The 16,725-nt window shown below is 62.9% G+C and carries 18 protein-coding genes; 8 read left to right on the top strand and 10 right to left on the bottom strand.

The window, feature by feature from the left end:
* The first annotated feature begins 9 nt into the window (after window positions 1–9).
* From AC1VON_RS13290 to AC1VON_RS13300, 3 genes are all read left to right on the top strand, one after another.
* Window positions 10–903: an N-acetylmuramoyl-L-alanine amidase gene (locus tag AC1VON_RS13290; RefSeq protein ID WP_483123206.1), complete on the top strand. Its 894-nt coding sequence runs from the start codon at window positions 10–12 to the stop codon at window positions 901–903.
* Window positions 904–1,084: 181 nt separating this feature from the next.
* Window positions 1,085–2,815 carry a peroxidase family protein gene (locus AC1VON_RS13295; RefSeq protein ID WP_483123210.1) on the top strand — a complete coding sequence of 577 codons (1,731 nt, stop codon included), beginning with the start codon at window positions 1,085–1,087 and terminating at the stop codon, window positions 2,813–2,815.
* Window positions 2,816–2,832: 17 nt separating this feature from the next.
* Window positions 2,833–3,237, top strand: a complete 405-nt coding sequence (locus tag AC1VON_RS13300) for a hypothetical protein (RefSeq protein WP_172351717.1) — start codon at window positions 2,833–2,835, stop codon at window positions 3,235–3,237.
* Between the two features lie 22 nt (window positions 3,238–3,259).
* Here AC1VON_RS13300 and AC1VON_RS13305 read toward each other — a convergent pair whose 3' ends face one another.
* A complete protein-coding gene (locus AC1VON_RS13305; protein ID WP_483123214.1) occupies window positions 3,260–4,672 on the bottom strand; it encodes a tetratricopeptide repeat protein in 1,413 nt (470 codons plus the stop codon).
* 396 nt (window positions 4,673–5,068) lie between these two features.
* Here AC1VON_RS13305 and AC1VON_RS13310 point away from each other — a divergent pair, with 396 nt between their 5' ends.
* The 3 genes from AC1VON_RS13310 to AC1VON_RS13320 all read left to right on the top strand — a co-directional run bounded on the left by AC1VON_RS13310 (window position 5,069) and on the right by AC1VON_RS13320 (window position 6,759).
* Window positions 5,069–5,290 (top strand): hypothetical protein, encoded by a 222-nt coding sequence (locus AC1VON_RS13310; protein WP_483123217.1) that lies wholly within the window; start codon window positions 5,069–5,071, stop codon window positions 5,288–5,290.
* 142 nt (window positions 5,291–5,432) lie between these two features.
* Window positions 5,433–6,380: a YcaO-like family protein gene (locus AC1VON_RS13315; RefSeq protein ID WP_483123220.1), complete on the top strand. Its 948-nt coding sequence runs from the start codon at window positions 5,433–5,435 to the stop codon at window positions 6,378–6,380.
* Entirely contained in the window at window positions 6,346–6,759 is a 414-nt protein-coding gene (locus AC1VON_RS13320) for a hypothetical protein (RefSeq protein WP_483123222.1), read from the top strand. Before AC1VON_RS13315 ends, AC1VON_RS13320 begins: the two co-directional genes overlap by 35 nt.
* A gap of 57 nt (window positions 6,760–6,816) precedes the next feature.
* Here the strand turns inward: AC1VON_RS13320 and AC1VON_RS13325 are convergent, their stop codons facing one another.
* The gene (locus tag AC1VON_RS13325) at window positions 6,817–6,966 is read right to left on the bottom strand and encodes a hypothetical protein (protein ID WP_483123226.1); all 150 of its coding nucleotides are present in this window, start codon (window positions 6,964–6,966) and stop codon (window positions 6,817–6,819) included.
* A 75-nt stretch (window positions 6,967–7,041) separates the two neighbouring features.
* Between AC1VON_RS13325 and AC1VON_RS13330 the strand changes: the two genes are divergently transcribed.
* Window positions 7,042–8,028, top strand: coding sequence for a DNA/RNA non-specific endonuclease (locus AC1VON_RS13330; protein ID WP_483123230.1), 987 nt, complete (start codon window positions 7,042–7,044; stop codon window positions 8,026–8,028).
* Window positions 8,029–8,064: 36 nt separating this feature from the next.
* Here the strand turns inward: AC1VON_RS13330 and AC1VON_RS13335 are convergent, their stop codons facing one another.
* Window positions 8,065–8,865 (bottom strand): SDR family NAD(P)-dependent oxidoreductase, encoded by an 801-nt coding sequence (locus AC1VON_RS13335; protein ID WP_483123233.1) that lies wholly within the window; start codon window positions 8,863–8,865, stop codon window positions 8,065–8,067.
* Between the two features lie 89 nt (window positions 8,866–8,954).
* The gene (locus tag AC1VON_RS13340; RefSeq protein WP_483123236.1) at window positions 8,955–9,503 is read right to left on the bottom strand and encodes a glutathione peroxidase; all 549 of its coding nucleotides are present in this window, start codon (window positions 9,501–9,503) and stop codon (window positions 8,955–8,957) included.
* Between the two features lie 438 nt (window positions 9,504–9,941).
* Between AC1VON_RS13340 and AC1VON_RS13345 the strand changes: the two genes are divergently transcribed.
* Window positions 9,942–10,451, top strand: coding sequence for a hypothetical protein (locus AC1VON_RS13345; RefSeq protein ID WP_483123238.1), 510 nt, complete (start codon window positions 9,942–9,944; stop codon window positions 10,449–10,451).
* Window positions 10,452–10,491: 40 nt separating this feature from the next.
* Here the strand turns inward: AC1VON_RS13345 and AC1VON_RS13350 are convergent, their stop codons facing one another.
* Genes AC1VON_RS13350 through AC1VON_RS13375 form a run of 6 tightly spaced genes read right to left on the bottom strand, consistent with a single transcriptional unit; the run spans window position 10,492 to window position 16,706 of the window.
* The gene (locus AC1VON_RS13350; RefSeq protein ID WP_483123240.1) at window positions 10,492–11,265 is read right to left on the bottom strand and encodes an SDR family NAD(P)-dependent oxidoreductase; all 774 of its coding nucleotides are present in this window, start codon (window positions 11,263–11,265) and stop codon (window positions 10,492–10,494) included.
* 6 nt (window positions 11,266–11,271) lie between these two features.
* Complete coding sequence (locus AC1VON_RS13355; protein WP_483123242.1) at window positions 11,272–12,654, bottom strand: dihydroorotase; 1,383 nt, start codon at window positions 12,652–12,654, stop codon at window positions 11,272–11,274.
* Complete coding sequence (locus AC1VON_RS13360; protein ID WP_483123246.1) at window positions 12,629–13,564, bottom strand: polysaccharide deacetylase family protein; 936 nt, start codon at window positions 13,562–13,564, stop codon at window positions 12,629–12,631. Before AC1VON_RS13360 ends, AC1VON_RS13355 begins: the two co-directional genes overlap by 26 nt.
* A gap of 12 nt (window positions 13,565–13,576) precedes the next feature.
* Window positions 13,577–14,602 carry an NAD-dependent epimerase/dehydratase family protein gene (locus tag AC1VON_RS13365; protein ID WP_172351709.1) on the bottom strand — a complete coding sequence of 342 codons (1,026 nt, stop codon included), beginning with the start codon at window positions 14,600–14,602 and terminating at the stop codon, window positions 13,577–13,579.
* A gap of 36 nt (window positions 14,603–14,638) precedes the next feature.
* The gene (locus AC1VON_RS13370; RefSeq protein WP_483123251.1) at window positions 14,639–15,388 is read right to left on the bottom strand and encodes an SDR family NAD(P)-dependent oxidoreductase; all 750 of its coding nucleotides are present in this window, start codon (window positions 15,386–15,388) and stop codon (window positions 14,639–14,641) included.
* 10 nt (window positions 15,389–15,398) lie between these two features.
* Window positions 15,399–16,706 carry an MFS transporter gene (locus AC1VON_RS13375; RefSeq protein WP_483123254.1) on the bottom strand — a complete coding sequence of 436 codons (1,308 nt, stop codon included), beginning with the start codon at window positions 16,704–16,706 and terminating at the stop codon, window positions 15,399–15,401.
* Between the last annotated feature and the right edge of the window lie 19 nt (window positions 16,707–16,725).

Consider the following 16,725-nt stretch of genomic DNA (forward strand, 5'->3'; position numbering starts at 1 on the left):
AAGCAAGGCTTGCCACGGGCGCAGCCGCTTGGGGTATGGGATATCCTGGCAATCATCCCCCAGAACGTGCTGGATTCTCTTGAGAATCGGACCGATCGGGCGGTCCTGATCGACGGAACTCTCTTGATGGCCGGGGATGCCTCGGGGCGGCAGGGCATGGTTCACGCTCGTTTCACGCCAACGTTGCGATACCCGGATCGTCAAACGCGAGCTTTGCAGGAGCAAGCGATGCCAGATCCGAAGACCTACCTGTTCGATCTGCCGACCGCGGGCAGGCCGGCGCCATTTGCGATCCCAGAGGTGCTATATCCCGGCGTCCAAGATTACTGGGCGGGCTCGACGTCGTTGCGGATTTTCGATCCGATCCCCGGCATCAAGGCGGTGGTCATTCATGCGACTGCCGGCGGCAGCTCGGCAAGGGCAATGTCGGTGATGCAGGCCGGCACCGGCAGCTTCCACTGGCTGGTTCCCGATGAGAACGAAAGCCAGCACGGAAACATTGTCTGGGCGTGTGCGCCGGAATCGCGGGCGGCCTGGCATGTGGGAGACGACAAGAGCCATCCGCGGGTCAATGGCGGCGCCAAGCGCGTCAACCACTGGAGCCTTGGCATTGAAGTCGTCAAAACCCAGGTCGCGGACCCATTCTCAAGCTGGCAGGTCGAAGTGACGGCGAGAATTGTGCGCTATTGCTGGGCGAAGTACCCGAACCTCAAGACCATCGTTTCGCATGCCGCGCTCGATCCGGCCCGCGGGACGGATCCAGGTGTGGACTTCGACTGGAACCATTTTCGCCAGCTCGTCATATCGCCTCCCGGCAAGGAATCCGTGTCGTCGACGATTGCCGGCGCGACCCCGATGGGCAAACTTGCACCTATTGATGTCCGGACTTTTTGCACCGGGTGATCGGTAGGCTTCAACTATGCATCTCAAGTCGGCCGGGGGGCTGGCGGCGGGGCGGATTTTGGGCCTCCCAACATAATCCGTCCCGCCCTCGGGCTGGGCCGTTTGGCCGGGCGCAAGATATGACCGGCTGGTATCGCCGACCGCGTGCGAATGGAATAGTCTTTGACGAAAAGGGGTGGCGATGAGACACGGCGAGTATGTGGCATATGAAACCCTGGTAAATCATCGCCGCGCGCTCAACGCGAGGGCGAGGCCTGCTGGAGGTCCCACCGTCGAAGCCGCGGGTGCGGGCGCGGGCGACGCTCTTCGGCACCGGCTCCTGTTTCCCGATCTCGCCGAAAAGCCGATAAGCCTCATGCCGGCTGGAGAAGATGGCTCCGCGACGGAGAGAACCCAAGCGGCGCTCGCCGACATCTCGAACTGCATGCTCGGTCCCATCGATTCTCCCGACCTCAGCGACAATCCCGCAGCTTATACCTATTTCGGCCAATTCGCTTTTCACGACATCGTCTTTAGCCGCATATTTGGAATGCCGAGCGATCGTGCCGGGCGCACCTTGAGGAATGCCGTCTCGGGCAGTCTCGATCTGTCGGGCCTTTATGGACGAGGCCCGGTTGTGGACTCGCACCTCTATGACTCCGCATCGGAAAGCGACACCACCCTTTGTCGATTTCCGATCGGCCTGCCCGGGGTGAGCGACAAGCAGGTCAAACTTCCCGTCGATGGTGTGGTCGAAAGGGCGCGAGACGTCCCGCGCGTCGACGCCTCCAGCGGTTTTCTGAGCGTGTGCGGACGAAAGGCGCCTTACCGTCCGCTGATCGGCGACCCCAGGAACGACGACAATCTCATTCTCTCCCAGCTGCAATGTTCGTTGATGCAGGTGCACAACCGTCTCGTCGATTTGCTAATGGCGCGCCGCGCTTTGCCGCCGCAGAACGCCTTCGATCAGGCGCGGCTTTACCTGACCGGTGTCTATCGCCGAGTCGTCGTGAACGACTATCTCAGGCGAATTCTGACCCCGGCAGTCTGGGCGCACTTCTTCGATGGCGAGGAGTTTCGCGGACCCGGCGTCGCATCATTGAGGCCGCTGGCGGACCTGCCGATGGAATTCACATTTGGCGCCTCGCGGTTTGCGCATTCGATGGTCCGCGACCGCTACGCCCTCAACAAGGCATTCGAAGAGGAAGCCGGCACCTTGCGCGAGATCCTGGCATTTTCGAGCCAGCGCCCGAACGGTGACGTTCCAGTCCGCGTGAATTGGGCCGTTGACTGGAGCCGTTTCATCGAATCGGACGATGCTGCAAAGGCACTGAAGGCACGCCGTATCAGTCCGTTTCTCAACTACGAGATGGCGGTGGTACAGCACGCCGCCGACTTCGACGGAGCACCTCGGTCCATCGCCTTCATGGATTGTTGGCGCTGTTACGATCTCGGCATCGCATCAGGCCAGACGATTGCCGAGGCCGTCGCCGCGGCGCTTTCCGCGGATGTGCCTGTACTTTCCGGCGCTGCCATGCTGCCCACGCAAAGCTGCAGGAAACGCTACAGCTTCCAGGCTGGCGTGCTTGAGAAGACGCTGCTGGCCCATCCGCAGTTCCTGACCGAAACACCTCTGTCCTATTACATCTTGCAGGAAGCCGCCGTGCTCGGCGATGACGGCAACCGGCTGGGGCCGACCGGCTCGTTCATCGTCGCGGCCACCGTCGCCGCTGCACTGTTCAATGCCGGGGACAGCGAAATCCAGATGCCGCTGTCCCAACCATCGGCCGAACCCGGCAATCTGGCGGGGCTGTTGGGGTTGGCCGACGACAGGTTGGTTTCAGACGACGAGCTCTACGAATACTTCCAGCGGTACGCTAACCTGGACATGCCGGGGCGGGCCTATCGAAGAACCGGCAACGTCGCAACCTGAAGAAATGGAGAGGGGTCATGGCCAAATTCGAGAATGTGCAGTTCGAAGCGTTGGGAGCCTTTATTCGAGAAGCCATAAAGGATCCCGCCACCATGGAGATATTCAGGAACGGCACACAGGACGAGAAGAAAGACCTGCTCAAAGGGTTCATGAACCCGCGCGGCAAGACCTGGGACGAGATCGAGATCATCGCGCATTTCGATGAAGAGAACGTCGTCAACATTGCCTTTCCTTTCACCGGGGACGTCGAGGAGACCGTGCGGACGATCGCGCCCGAGGTCGGCCCCGGAGAGGACTATCCTTTCCCGGCTCACTACAAATTCGACCCCAACGCAGGCTCGACGGTCGAGGAGAAGAAGGCAAACCGGCTTCGGGGCTACCGTTGCCGGCTTGGCGACTATGTTATGTCGCGCTGCAGATAGGATGCGCCCGGCTTCGGCCGCGTCATGCCAGCCGTGAGGCGCGGTCGATGCCTTCGCTCAGTCTCGCGCGATCGGCATCCAGGCGGATCGGGAAGACGTTCTTGAACCAGTCGATCGCACTACGCCGGGTCGGGCGCTCGCCATTGTGCCATGCGGTCGTGATACCCTTCAGAAATATTCTGAAATCGGTGGCGGCTTTCGCGTCATCGCCCATGAAGGCATGGGCGGCAGCCGACCAGCCTCGGATATCGGGAAACAGGCCGTCGCTTTTCTCGACAGCCTCGATGCAGCCCTGCAGGTCGCCCGCCAGGAATGCAACGGTCGCATGGTAACCGTGGTAGTGCGGCTCATGCAGCGGGTTGAGCTCGAACGACCGTCGCGACAGCTCGACCGCTCGCTGATGGTTTCCGATGAACGCACTGAAAAGCGAATAGGCGATAAGGGTTGCCGGATTGGCGGCGTTGAGGTCGTGCGCCAGTCCGAAATGAAATTCCGCCAGTTCCCAGCGCCGCGCCAGGAGGTGGCTCCAGGCCAGGTTGACCTGGTTGCGGTGATCGAGCGGATCGAGCGCGACCGCCTTCTTGGCGAGGTCGAATGCGCGGTCGAGGTCGGCGCTTTCGACTGGATAGCCTGGCAGCACGATCCACCGCGAATTCAGGATCACGGCCAGGCTCGAATAGGCGCAAGCCAGGCTAGGGTCCTGCCGAATGGCTTCTTCGTAACGCGCGATCGCGACGGCGTCGGTGTCTTTGCGCCATAACGTCGAAAGCCGCTGTCCGTCGAGCCAATTGTCATAGGCGGAGATGTAGTTTGGCGACTGTTCGTCTATGCGATGGAGGCGCGTGGTGGAAATCACCAACTGGAGGCGTGAAGCAACCCGCGCGCAGATTTCATTGAACACGGGTCTCCATGCCGCCGGTTCTCGAGGCGCGGTGGTGGAGAACTGCAACACGCCCGTTGCGATCGTCCGGCATGAAATATCGAAATGCGGCTCGTCCTCGTCATCGGACGCGGTTATGATCACGGCAAGGTCGGCGGTTTCCCCGACGGCGGCACGAAGCGTTTCGACAGACCCCGATCGCATCGTGTCGCGATCAAGCTCGGTGTGGATCGCGGTCCAATGCCTGAACCGCGAGAGGGTGGCGGACAGTTCACTGACCAGAGCGAACTGAATGTGTGCGTCGGCGCTCCTGTGTTTTTCCGTGACGAGCACGATCGTCGGCCTTTCGACGAGCTGCCGCGGCGCCGCAGGGTCGAGGGCGGCTTGCGGCTGCGCATCCGCCCCATCCTGGGCCGCTGCCTTGAATCGCTCCAGTCGCTGGATGATTTCGCGTGGCGGAGCGAGATCGAGTTCCGATCTCAGGTCATTGACATAGCGTTCGAAGAAAACGCGAGCCCTCGCATAGCCGCCTTCCCGATGCAGCGCCCCCAGCATGCTGACGACCGCCGATTCATGGAAAGGATCGAGGCGCAAGATGCAGCCGGCGATCGCCTTGCGTTCCGCCAGGCTCGAATTCGCCTCGTTGAGCGATTTCGACAGTTGATGGGTCAGACCATCCGACCACTGGGTCGAAATCATCCCAATCCAGTTGTCGAATACCGGATCGCAATCCTGAAGCCCGATACAAAGTGATCTGTCGCTTCGCGCCAGGATACCGTCGACAGTCGGGAAGTCCCGGGCCCTGAGCGCATGGCGCAGAGTGGCGAGATCCGTGCGCAGGACATTGGGGTCGATCCCGACGGAGAGCTTGTCGAGGACCAGAAACTGCACCCCCGTCTTGAGTTCGATCTGCTTCAGATCGCGGATGGATTGCCTCAGTGAGGCACGTGCGTGTTCTTCATCGCTGTCGCTCCACAGCAGCGCGGACAAACGCCCGCGTGTTTCGCGCGTCTGTTCGGACAAAATGAGATAGGCCAGGATCGCGCCGGCCTTGCGTTTGTCGAGAGCATAAACCTTGTCGAGGCTGCGTATCTCGAAATTGCCGACGAGTTTGATCTCGAGGCTTTTCCTGGAAGAGCCCCTTTCTCTTTGCCTGTGGATCATGGTTACTGACATGATCGGCCCAAACGCCCTTCGATCATCTAATACCAGAACCGGGCGAACGTTAAGCGAAGATCGAGGAATGCGGCTAGAAAAAAGTCATTGGGAAGCACTTTGCGCACAGCCGCATTCCGCTGTCGGTTCTTCGAACGCGGTGCTCGACAAGGTGCCCGATACGACAAGGCGGGATATTCGGTTCGCGGGATTGGAGCTTCGGCCGGAAACGGATGTCGAGGCTTCAGATCGCCTGCGTCTGTACAGCTTCGCCGCCGATCATGGCCTGATTGTCGATCTCTTCGAGATACCGGGCGGCATTCTGGCCGCGGCGAACCTCGGTCTGCCGTGGGGCGGCGGTATCCGCCAGGTGACTGTAAGCGGAAAGGGATACAGCCGGTCACAGGCCTTGTTGGGATGCCTTGGCGAAGCCGTGGAAATCGGCAGTTGGATGTATCAGGCCTTGGACGAGAGCACGCTTGTAGCGGCCGACCAGGCCAGCGATATCATCCCGGCCGAAGCGGTACTCGGTTTTTCCAGGCGTCAGATACAGCAGCGCAGCCGTTTCAACCGCATGTGGGATGGCTGGGATGCGATACCCCCGCCACGGCAACTGCGCAATCCGGACCGGCTGACCCGCGTGCGCGACTTCGCGGGCTCGCGCACCGCGATGTGCCCCACATTTCTTTGCTTCGGTGGCTTTGGCGAAGCCGTCCATGGAGACAACAGCCTGAACGCCGATTCCAATGGCTGCGCCGCCGGAAGCACGATCGACGCCGCTATGTCGCGCGCCGTGCTCGAGCTCGTTGAGCGCGATGCAACCGGCATATGGTGGTGGCGAGGCTGCCGGCGTCGGCGCTTTGCTCCCACCCTGGACGATGCTTCCCTGGCAGCGGCCCTGAAGGAGCACGCCATCGAAACCGGTCGGCGTGTCTGGTTCCTCGACATTTCAACCTTTCACAGCGCGCATGTGGCAGCCGCGATATCGTGCGACGGGGACGGCCGGCGCGTGGCGGTCGGATTTGCGGCGGCCTTCGATTTGCAGGCGGCGGCCAAGGCCGCGTTCCTCGAAGATGATCCAGACCGAGTTGGCGTTCGACGCCCATGAGATGCGGGTCGCAACAAAAGGCGATGCGCCGATGTCTGCCGCGGACCGTCGCGTCGCGGCCTGGCTGGAGCACGCTAATCTCGACACAATGGGCTTTTTGAGCGGCTCCGATCCCGGCTCGGCAACGCAGACAGGTCAAGCAGGGATGCTGTCGCCACTGATGGAAGAGATAAACACCGCCAGCGGCGGCAATGTATGGTTCGCGGACTTGCAGCGGCCCGCATTCGAGGTCCCCGTGGTCAAGGCGATCTGCGTCGGTCTCGCGCACTTCAAGCCGCGGCCAGGGTGTGAGCGGCTCTGGATGTTACCTCAACAGCGGGGTTGGCAGGCAACTTACGGACGCCGCGATTTTGCGCGGCTGATGCCTCTCCTCGTCTGAGGGTTTGGGCTCCGCCTGAGGCTGGTTTCACGCTGAGTTCACGGTGTTCCTCCCAGATTAAAGCGACGGGTAGGGGAGGAGTGCGGCGATGAAGAACCGATACATCCTTATGGCACAGGCCGCGTGCACTTTGGCGGGCAGACGCCGCGGCAGAACCTCGCCCACGATCTGGCCAGCATTCGCCATGCCGTCGACGACGATGCGCAACTGCTCGACCTGAAGGCCTTTGGAAATTTTTTCAACGCCGGGTGATGTCCTCGGCTTTTTCGATTGGAGAAACTCATGTCCGTGACTGAACTTGCGACCGTAAGGATGGACCGGCGACCGCAGCTTCGCGATATGCGGCGGCTGCGCGGGCCGGGGGCCGGGGCAGCTCTCGAAACGCACATTCGCAGTGAGGGTGCCATGGCCGAGCGCGCGGCACGGCCGCGCACGTCGCCGCCTCAATCCTTTGCTGGCCGTACCGGTTTCGATCGGACTTTCCTGACCAGATTCCCGATCGACCTGCCCAAGCCGACCGGCCAGCGATCCCGCGACATAACGCCGGTTGGCGGCGATGCCGGCGGCCGGCTCGACTATTGCAACTTTTCCGTCGTCATGTGCGCGTCGCGGCGCATGGCCATGTTCACCGCCGTCAATATCGAGGGCGCCCGCTCCATTTCGATTGGGCGCGAGGACAACAGATGGGCGCTGGACGGGCGCCTGCCGGCCGAAGCGCAGCTCGGTGAGGACCTCTATGCCGGCAATCGCCTCGACAGAGGACACCTCGTCAGGCGCGAGGATCCCAATTGGGGCGCCAACGCCCTCGTCGCCAATGCGGACACGTTTCACTTCACGAACTGTGCGCCGCAGATGGACATCGTCAATCAGAAGACCTGGCTCGGAATAGAGAACTACATCCTGCAGAATGCGCGGGCCTGGGCCGAGCGGTGTTCTGTATTCACCGGCCCCGTCTTCGGCGGCACTGATCTTCGCTACCGAGATGCGCTCATTCCGAAAGCTTTCTGGAAAGTGGTGTCGTTCATCTCCGATGACGGCCGCCCGTCATCGACGGCCTACGTGGTTGAGCAGGAAAGGGAGCTCGGTGAGCTGGAGGCGGCGTTCGGCGCCTACAAAACCTACCAGCGCAGCGTCAAATACGTCGAAGGGCTTTCCGGCCTCTCTTTTGGCTCGCTCGCCAATTTCGACGGGTTTTCCAACGAGGAAGAGATCGAAGGCGGCCTGTCCATTTCGTCGGAGATCAGGGTGCTGGGCGATGTGCGCGTCTAGGCGGAAAACCGTTTCGCGCTTTTCCTGGATTTTGCTCTAGTAATGTATCGGCCCGATGACCCCGCCGCCGCAGGCGATCGCATCGCCGTTGATGGCGACGCTTCGCGGCGAGGCGAGGAATGTGACGACGTCAGCGACTTCGGCCATATCGACGAGGCGGCCGATCGTGACATTGGCGGCAAGTCGCCGTTCGATCTCCTCAGGCGAAACGCCTGCCGAAGCCGCGCGGGCGGCGACCAGCGGCGTGGTCTTTTCCGTGCGGGTCAGGCCAGGATGGACCACCGTCACGTTGATCCCCTTCGGGCCCAGTTCGTCGGCGAGATTCTTGGTCAGGGCAGAGACGGCAACATTGCGGATCGAGCCGATGATCGAGCCTGTCTGCCGGGCAGCGAGCCCGCTTACGTTGATGATCCGGCCCCAGCCGGCGGCAGCCATATGAGGAGCGGCCTCACGCGCCGTACGCAGATAGCCCATCACCTTGACGTCCACGTCATCCCAGAACAGGTCGTCCGTGATCTCGGCCAGCTTGGGCGGTGGTGTCTGCCCGCCCGGCTTGGCTGCGGCGTTGACCAGGATGTCGAGGCCGCCGAGCGCCGCGATCGTCCCTGCCACCAGCGCTTTGACCGAGCTGTCGTCCTGTGTGTCGACGCCTAGCCCAACGATCTTGCGCCCGGTTTCCGCGGCCAGTTCGCGCTCGGCGATGCCCAGATCGGCAGCGTTGCGGGCGGCGATGACAAGGTCCACGCCTTCCAGGGCCAATTGCCGGGCGATGGCACGGCCAATTCCCTTGCTGCCGCCTGTGATCAGGGCGCGTTTGCCGTTCAGTTGCAGATCCATGGCTTGGTCCTCGGTTATGCGGGCGGCTTCTCCGCGGAAGCCGGATGTTGCCGCAAATTTAATCTGTGTTGGGAGCTTCGCTTCTTGCCTCAAACCGCCAGGAGCTTGCGGACAGCGCCGACGATCGCCTCGTCCTGCGGCTCCGTGTCGGAACCGAAGCGGGCGACGACGACCCCCTTGCGGTCGACCAGAAACTTCTCGAAATTCCAGCTCACTTCGCCGGCCGCGGGCGCGGCACCTCTTCCGGCCAGCCGGCCCACCAGCGTGCTGTCCGGCTTGAAGACAGCCTGTGGCCGCGCCTCGATCAACGCTTGATAGAGCGGATGCTTTCGCGGTCCCGTCACCGCGATCTTGGCGAACACCGGGAATTCGACACCATAGGTCAACCGGCAGAATTCCTGGATTTCGGCATCTGTGCCCGGTTCCTGCCCGGCAAAGTCATTGGCCGGAAAGCCGAGCACCACAAGGCCCTGGTCGCGATACGAGCGATAAAGCGCCTCCAGTCCGTCATACTGTTTGGTGAAGCCGCATTTGGAGGCGACGTTGACGATCAGCAAGACCTTGTCGGCATATTCGCCCAGGCTTGTGGTTGAGCCGTCGGCGCGGCGGAACGGAATGTCATGGATCGCGGCTGTCATAAGCAAAATACCCTGCAGGTGAGATCGCCCGGTACATTGGTGGCTTCCTGGCTCCCGTCAAGGAAAGCTATTCTCCGGAGCTGAGATTGCCGGATTTGCAAGATCACGTTTTCGCCACCCTCACGCCGTGGCTGATGCTCAGCCGTAACGGTCTTATGGCAAAGGTCGTGCTGAGCTTCACTCTTCAACACTGGAGGGAACAGCCAAGCCAGAAATTTCTGGCGAACCTGCCAATGGCGGCTGGTCCATGGAGATAGTCCGTGAAAAAAGAGGACTTCCGAACAGTGGAAATTCGGTGATGAAATCAGAAGCTCGGTTGTTGACGGCGTCTTTGATGTAGAACGCTATACGCTTTGGACAGGGCGGTGGCGTAGAATGACGTGCAATTCGGCGGGTCTGCGACCCGCCGACAATCCGCGAAACGATGTGGAGAATTCGATGCGGAACATGATGCTGGGCTTCATGGCACTTGCTCTCGTCGCATGCCAATCCGCTCCCGCAGGGCCGCAACCCACCGCTCTCGAACCTGCGCCGGATCCTGCTGGCACTCCTGCTCAGCCGGTCTCGAGCTCCGCCGCGGCCTCCGCGAGTTCGGCAATCATGGATCCATCCGTGACGATCACTCCCCCTGCGAGGGGCATTCCAACAAAGTACGCCGCTTTTTCGGGCATGTGGGCTGGGCGATTGGAGGGCGCGTATGAAGCCAAAGTCGCCGTGCAGACGATTTCTGCAAACGGCAAGGTGACGGTCACTTTTGCCTGGGGCAATCTGGGCGACAACAATCCGGGCGAGGCCGCCGGTGAAGGAAGAATTGTCGGGAGCGCATTGAAGCTCGGGCGCCTGCCGAATGGCGCGGACATCAGTCTGACGATGATGCCTGACGGGACCCTGGCCGGAACCTATGCGCTCGCCGGCCAGACCTATAGGGGCCCGTTCATCAGGCAATGATCAAAACCCAACTGGTCGCCTGGCGAGCAGCCTGCATCCGTCAGCCCGCCATCCAGCCGCCGTCGACCATCAGGTTGATGCCGGTGACGTAGCTTGCCATGTCGCTGGCAAGAAACAGCGCCGCTCCCGCCACATCGTTCGGGGTTCCAAGCCGCGGCCAAGGCGTGCGACGGAGCGAGTAGTCGAGCGCGTCGGGGTCGTTGGCCACGCCCGGCTTGCCGGTGATGATCTTGCCGGGTGCGATGGCATTGCAGACGATCAGATCGTCGGCGTGGTCGACCGCGATTTGCCGCGTCATCTGCACGATGCCGCCCTTGCTCACCGAATAGGGAAGGTCGCCGGGGCAGGCCACCATGCCATGCTGCGAGGAGATGTTGATGATGCGGCCGCGCACGTCGTCGACGGGCACCTGGGTGAGCATCTGCATCACCGCCCGTTTCGAGCAGTAGAAGAAGCCGGTCAGGTTGACGCCGATGACGCGGTTCCATTGCTCCGGCGTGGTCTCGATCAGATTGGTGCTGGTGTAGATCGCGGCGTTGTTGACCATCACGTCGAGCCGTCCGAACTGCTCGACCGTCACACCGACCAGCGCATCGACGGCGCTCCAGTCGGAGATGTCGGTGCGGATGTAAATGGCGGCTCCACCGGCCGAGCGGATCAACGCCACGGTGCTCTCACCACCCTCGATCGGCTGCTCGACCGTGTCGGCGATGACGACGCTCGCGCCCTCGCCCGCGAATTTCAGCGCGATCGCGCGGCCGATGCCGGAACTGCCTCCGGTGACGATGGCGGTCTTGTCTGCGAGCAGGGGCATGGGTCCTCAGCTTTCCCGGGTGACGATGGTTCCGACTTTCGGGCCGATCAGTTTTCCCTCGCGCACGATCTCGCGACCGCGCAGGAAGACGTTTGACAGCCGGGCCTGGACGGTCCAGCCGTCGAATGGCGTGTAGCCCGCTCGCGAGACCTGATCGGCATTGGCGATCGTGCTGGGCCGGCGAGGATCGAGGATGAGGATATCGGCATCGTAGCCGGTGGCGATCTTCCCCTTGCGCCGGCCAAGCCCGAAGCGCTCGGCCGGATTGCGTGCGCACAGGCGCACCAGATCGGGCAGGGCGATCAGGCCGTCATCGACCAGTTTCAGCATCACCTGCAGCAGCGTCTGCAGCCCCGGCATGCCGCCCGGAATGTCGGCGAAAGCCGCGTAAGGCGTTGCCTTCTCGGCCGGTGTGTGCGGCGCGTGGTCGGTGGCGACGATGTCGATCAGCCCTGCGCCGAGTGCCGCGCGCAGCGCATCCACGTCATGCGGCGAGCGCAAGGGTGGCGAGGCCTTGAGATTGGCGCCGTGCATCTCATAGTCGCCGGCGTTGAAGAAGAGGTTCTGCGGCGTGGTTTCGACGCTGGCGTCAGCCATGCCGCGCAACCGGCCCCACGTCTCGACGCCAAGTTTGGAATTGATCTGGCGGACATGAATTCTGGTCCCGGCCGAGGCGGCGGCGACAAGCGCTCGGGCGATGCCATTGGCCTCGGCGAGCGGCGGCCGGCTGGCCTGAAAGGCGGCGATGGTGCCTGAGCGGTCGCGCAGTGTGCTGCCGGTCAGGATCGATTGATCGCCGGGCGAGATGCCGATCAAAGTATCGGTGCCTGCGAAAGCCTTCAACGCCTCGGCCACGGCGTCCAGCGTCGCAAAGAGGAAGTCATCGGGCACATCGGCGGTGAACAGCTCGAACGAGACCGGCGCCAGATCGAGCAGGCCCGGGATGCGCGACAGGTCGCGGCTGACGACACTCTGGAGGCCGACATCGACATGAATGCGGCCTTCGGTCATCGCCATCTTGTCGGCAAGCTGTTCGGCCGTGGCCGTCCAGGGCTCGTCGGTCGGCATGTCGAGCACCGTGGTCACGCCGCCAAGCGCCGCGGCATGCGTGCCGGACGAAAAGTCCTCCTTGTGAGTCAGGCCCGGCTCGCGCAGATGCGCGTGCGCGTCGACCAGGCCGGGTAATAGATAGGCACCGGCGGCATCGAAAACGGTCCGGGCCGAAACCGTCTCACCGGGGGCGACGAGCGCTACGATCCTTCCGTTGGTGACGCCTACATCGCGCCGCTCGAACCCTTCGGCGTTGACGATGGTAGCTCCCCGGATCAGCGTTTCGAACATGCCGCCATTCTCTTTGCTCTTGTCAGCCGCGCCGCTCGAAGCCGGCATGGTTGGCGAGCCAGAACCGGGCGATATCTTCGCGCCGCATGAAGGCAGCGGCCGGGTTCTGCTTCACGTGCTCGATCACCTCGCGCAGCCCGGACGCCCGGTTGGGTTGGCCCATCCAGCGCGCATGGATGCCGATTGTCAGCATGCGGCCGCCGGTCTCGTCAGCCTCGTCGAGCATGTAATCGATGGCCGAGCGGCAATCCTCGGCGAAGTCGCGCGGATTGCTGTAGCCGGGCGCCACCAGATAGCGGCTGTCGTTGAGTGTCTTGGAATAGGGAACGACCAGTATCTCCGTGCCTTGGTGATCGACGAAGTAGGGCAGATCGTCATTGCAGGGGTCGGAGTGGTAGAGGAATCCGCCTTCCTCGACGAGCAAATCGCGCGTGTTGACGCTGGGCAGAGAGCGGCAGTTCCAGCCGAGGGGTCGCCTCTCCAGCAGTTTCTCGTAGAGCGCGATCGCTTCATGCAGATGGCGCTTTTCCTCGCTGCGCTCCATCGTCGTGTAGTCGATCCAGCGCAGGCCGTGGCCGAGCAGGTCGTGCCGTCGCGTCTTCATCCATTCGACGAAGGGCGGGTTTTGCTCCAGCGCCACCGCGCAGGCGGAGATGGTGATCGGGATATCATAGCGGTCAAACAGGCGCGCCAAACGCCACACGCCGGCCCGGCTGCCGTACTCGAAATGCGTCTCGGTGCCGAGGTCGCGCACCGGCGGGCTCGAGGTGAGATTGTACTCTCCCCAATTGTCGTTGCGACCGTCTTCCAGCCAGGAGTACTCGGAGCCTTCCTCGTAGTTGAGCACGAGGTTGATGGCGAGCTTGACGTCGCCCGGCCAGGCCATGAAGGGTGGGCGCGGACCATAGCCGACGAAGTCGCGCGGCTGTGGCGCTTGCGAGGCAACGCTCTGCGTCATGACAGTTTCCTCTCAGTTCGTTTCGTTGGCAGCTATCCAGTCCATGTAGGCGTGGAAGGCTTCCTTGCCGGGACGCGGCCGCCATGTGGTGTCGCGCAGGATGCGGGCGATGTCATAGGCGCCCCACATGCCGCCTTTCAGGCTCACATCCTGGACGATGTTGGCATCTTCTCCCGATGTCACCTCGACTTTCAGTCCGGGCACGCGTTCCCTTGCCCAGCCGATGATCTCGCCGATGGTCTGGCTGGAGCCGGAGCCGATATTGTAGTGGCGGTAATTGAGGCGTGGCGCATCGATCAGTGCGAGGATCGCGGCGGCAACGTCGGTCGAGGCGGCGTAGTCACCGACCGGCTCCAGGCTGTTCGGCCTGATCGTCTCGCCGGCCAGGGCCATATGCGCGACGCGGTTGGGAACATGGCGAAAGTTGCGGCTCTCGGTGGCGCGGTCCATCGGGCCATAGACGGAAGCAAGCCGCACCGAGACTGCCGACAGGCCGAACAGATCGGCATAGCGGTTGGTCACCATTTCGGAGGCGAATTTCGAGATGCCGTAGAGCGTCAGCGGCGCGACATAGCCGTCTTCAGGCAGCGGCTCGCTGCTCCAGTCGGGCCCGTTGTGGCGGTAGACGGATCCGGAGCTGACATAGACGAAGCGCTTGAGACCCTGTCTCTCGCGCGCCCAGTCCAGCATCCGCACGGTGCCCATGAGATTGACGTCGACGATGCGGGCAGGGTCCTCGGCCTCCGGCTGGCGTTTTGCCTCCGAGGCGCTGCCGCGCGAGATCGGCGTGATCGTCGCGCCATGCACGATTGCCGTGATGCCTTGCTCGTCAAGCGTCGCGGACCAGCTCTTCGGCTCGAGCACATCGGCGGCGATTACCGTGAGCCGATCGCGCACCGGAGCGAAATGCCTTTCGGCCGCCGCGTCGAGGCCGGAACGGTCGAGGATCACGGCACGGGCTTGCGGGTCACGATCCAGCCATGCGCGTGCGACCACGCTCATGACAAAGCCGGTGCCACCGGTGACGAGCAGCGTCATGCGAACTCCTTTGAAGCTGAACGAAGAGAGACGAAGTCAGCGCGTCGCATAGCCGCCATCCACGAGCATGTCGGATCCGGTGACGAAGGACGCGTCCGATGACAGAAGGAAGGCCGCGGCGGCGGCGATTTCATCCGGCTCTGCGATGCGACCGAGCAGATGGGCGGGTCCAAGACCTGCAGTGGCGGCCTCGAAGTCCGGAAATCTGCGCAACAGGCGCGTCGTCGCCACGGCGCCCGGCGACAGGCTGTTGACGCGCACCTTGTCCGGCGCATGGTCGACCGCCATCGCCTTGGCGAGATGGATCAGTCCCGCCTTGGCGGCACAGTAGGCGACGGCCTTGGTGGTGGCGACCCGTCCGAACTGCGAGTCGATGAACACCACCGAACCGCCGCCGCTGGCCGCGATCAACGGCACCGCGTACTTGCTCATCAGGAACGCACCGGTCAGGCTGACATCGAGTTCGCGGCGCCAGGACTGTTCGTCAAGATCGACGACGGTGGCGTTCGTCGACGGTGCGGCGGCGTTGTGCACCAGTCCGTCCAGCCGGCCAAGTTTTTGTCTCGCGAATTCGACGGCATCCCGGGCGGAACCGATGTCGGTGACGTCACATTGGCAGGCAGTGGCCGAGAGACCAAGTGTATCGGCAAGCTGTGTCGCCGCCGCGAGATCATAGTCGGCGCAGACCACACTGGCGCCCTCGGCGACGCACCGCCGGGCAATGGCGGCGCCAATGCCGCTTGCGGCGCCCGCGATCAGGACAACGCTGCCTTGCAATCGGTTCATTGCCGTGACCTCAAGCCCGTTCCTCGACATTTTGCATGACCGGCACCGTGACCGGCCGGCGCAGAAGATTGTAGCAGGCCGCGAGCGTGACCAGTGCAGCGCCGCCGCCGAGCAGCAGGAACATGGCGGGAGGGCCAAGATGCGCCATCAACCCCGCGGCGACGCCCGGCGTCGCCACATTGCCGATCGAGTAGAGCAGGAGCAGCGTGCCGGACGCGGCGACCATGTGCCGGCTATGAAGCTGCGATGCGCCGAAGGCCATCGCCACCGGATAGATCGTCAGCGCCGTGGCCCCATAGAGGAAGAACAGCACAAACAGCAGCGGCACCGACAGGGTCCCGACCCATGCGATCGCGGCGCAGGTCGTCACCGATACCAACCCTTGCACGAGCAGCATCAGGCGGCGGTCGAACCGGTCCGACAGCCAGCCGACCGGGGTCTGCGCGAGCATGCCGGCGATGCTTATTGTGGTCACCAGCCAGACCGTGGCCACCGCTGACAGTCCGATCTGCGTCCCGTAAAGAGGTGTCAGCACGAAGATGTTCATGTTGGTGATGCCGGCCTGGAAAATGGCGACGACCGTCACCGGCGCCAGCCTGAAAAGCGCCAGCGGTCCGAGCCGCCTGTCTGCCTTCGCTCCGGGCGCGGGCGCCGTATCGGCCGGCATCGAAGGCAGCGCCGGCCAGCGTAGCCCCGCGAACTTTGGCGCGAAGGCCAGAAGCACCGTTGCTGTCGCCACCAAAAAGAGATGCGGAGATTTCGGACCGACCAGCGCGACCAATATCTGGCCGAGCAGCACGGCGATCGCTGTCGTCAGCATGTAGATCGAGAACATCGCGCCGCGATTATGCTGTTCGGCATAGAGATTGATCCAGCTCTCGCAGACGACGAACATCGAGGCCATCGACATGCCCCCAAGCAGGCGGAAGCAGAACCAGCTCGGCATGAAGTCGGTGAAGATGAAGCCCAGGGCCGACAGCAGCGCGGTTGTCAGGATCAGCAGGAAGGTCCGCTCATGGCCATAGCGGGCGACCAATGGACGCGTCATCAGGCATCCGATCAGGAAGCCGACCGGATAGGCGGTCAGCACGATCTGCACGACGTCGGGGTCGACGCCAGGTTTGCCCAGATGGAACGAGACCGCGGTCGTCAGCATGGCGCTGCCGATGCAGGCGAGACAGACGCTTGCCATGATCGGCAGCGTGGCGCGGGAGCGCTCGGCGTTCCGCCAGAAGCGCATCGCGGATTGAGCGATCGACCCCATGAATGCCGCCGTCAGCCGGCTAGGACAGGCGCCGGCGATCGCAAGCAGGGTCAATGACCGACGCTGAACTTTG

Source organism: Mesorhizobium sp. HAY1-8B, from assembly GCF_056868045.1.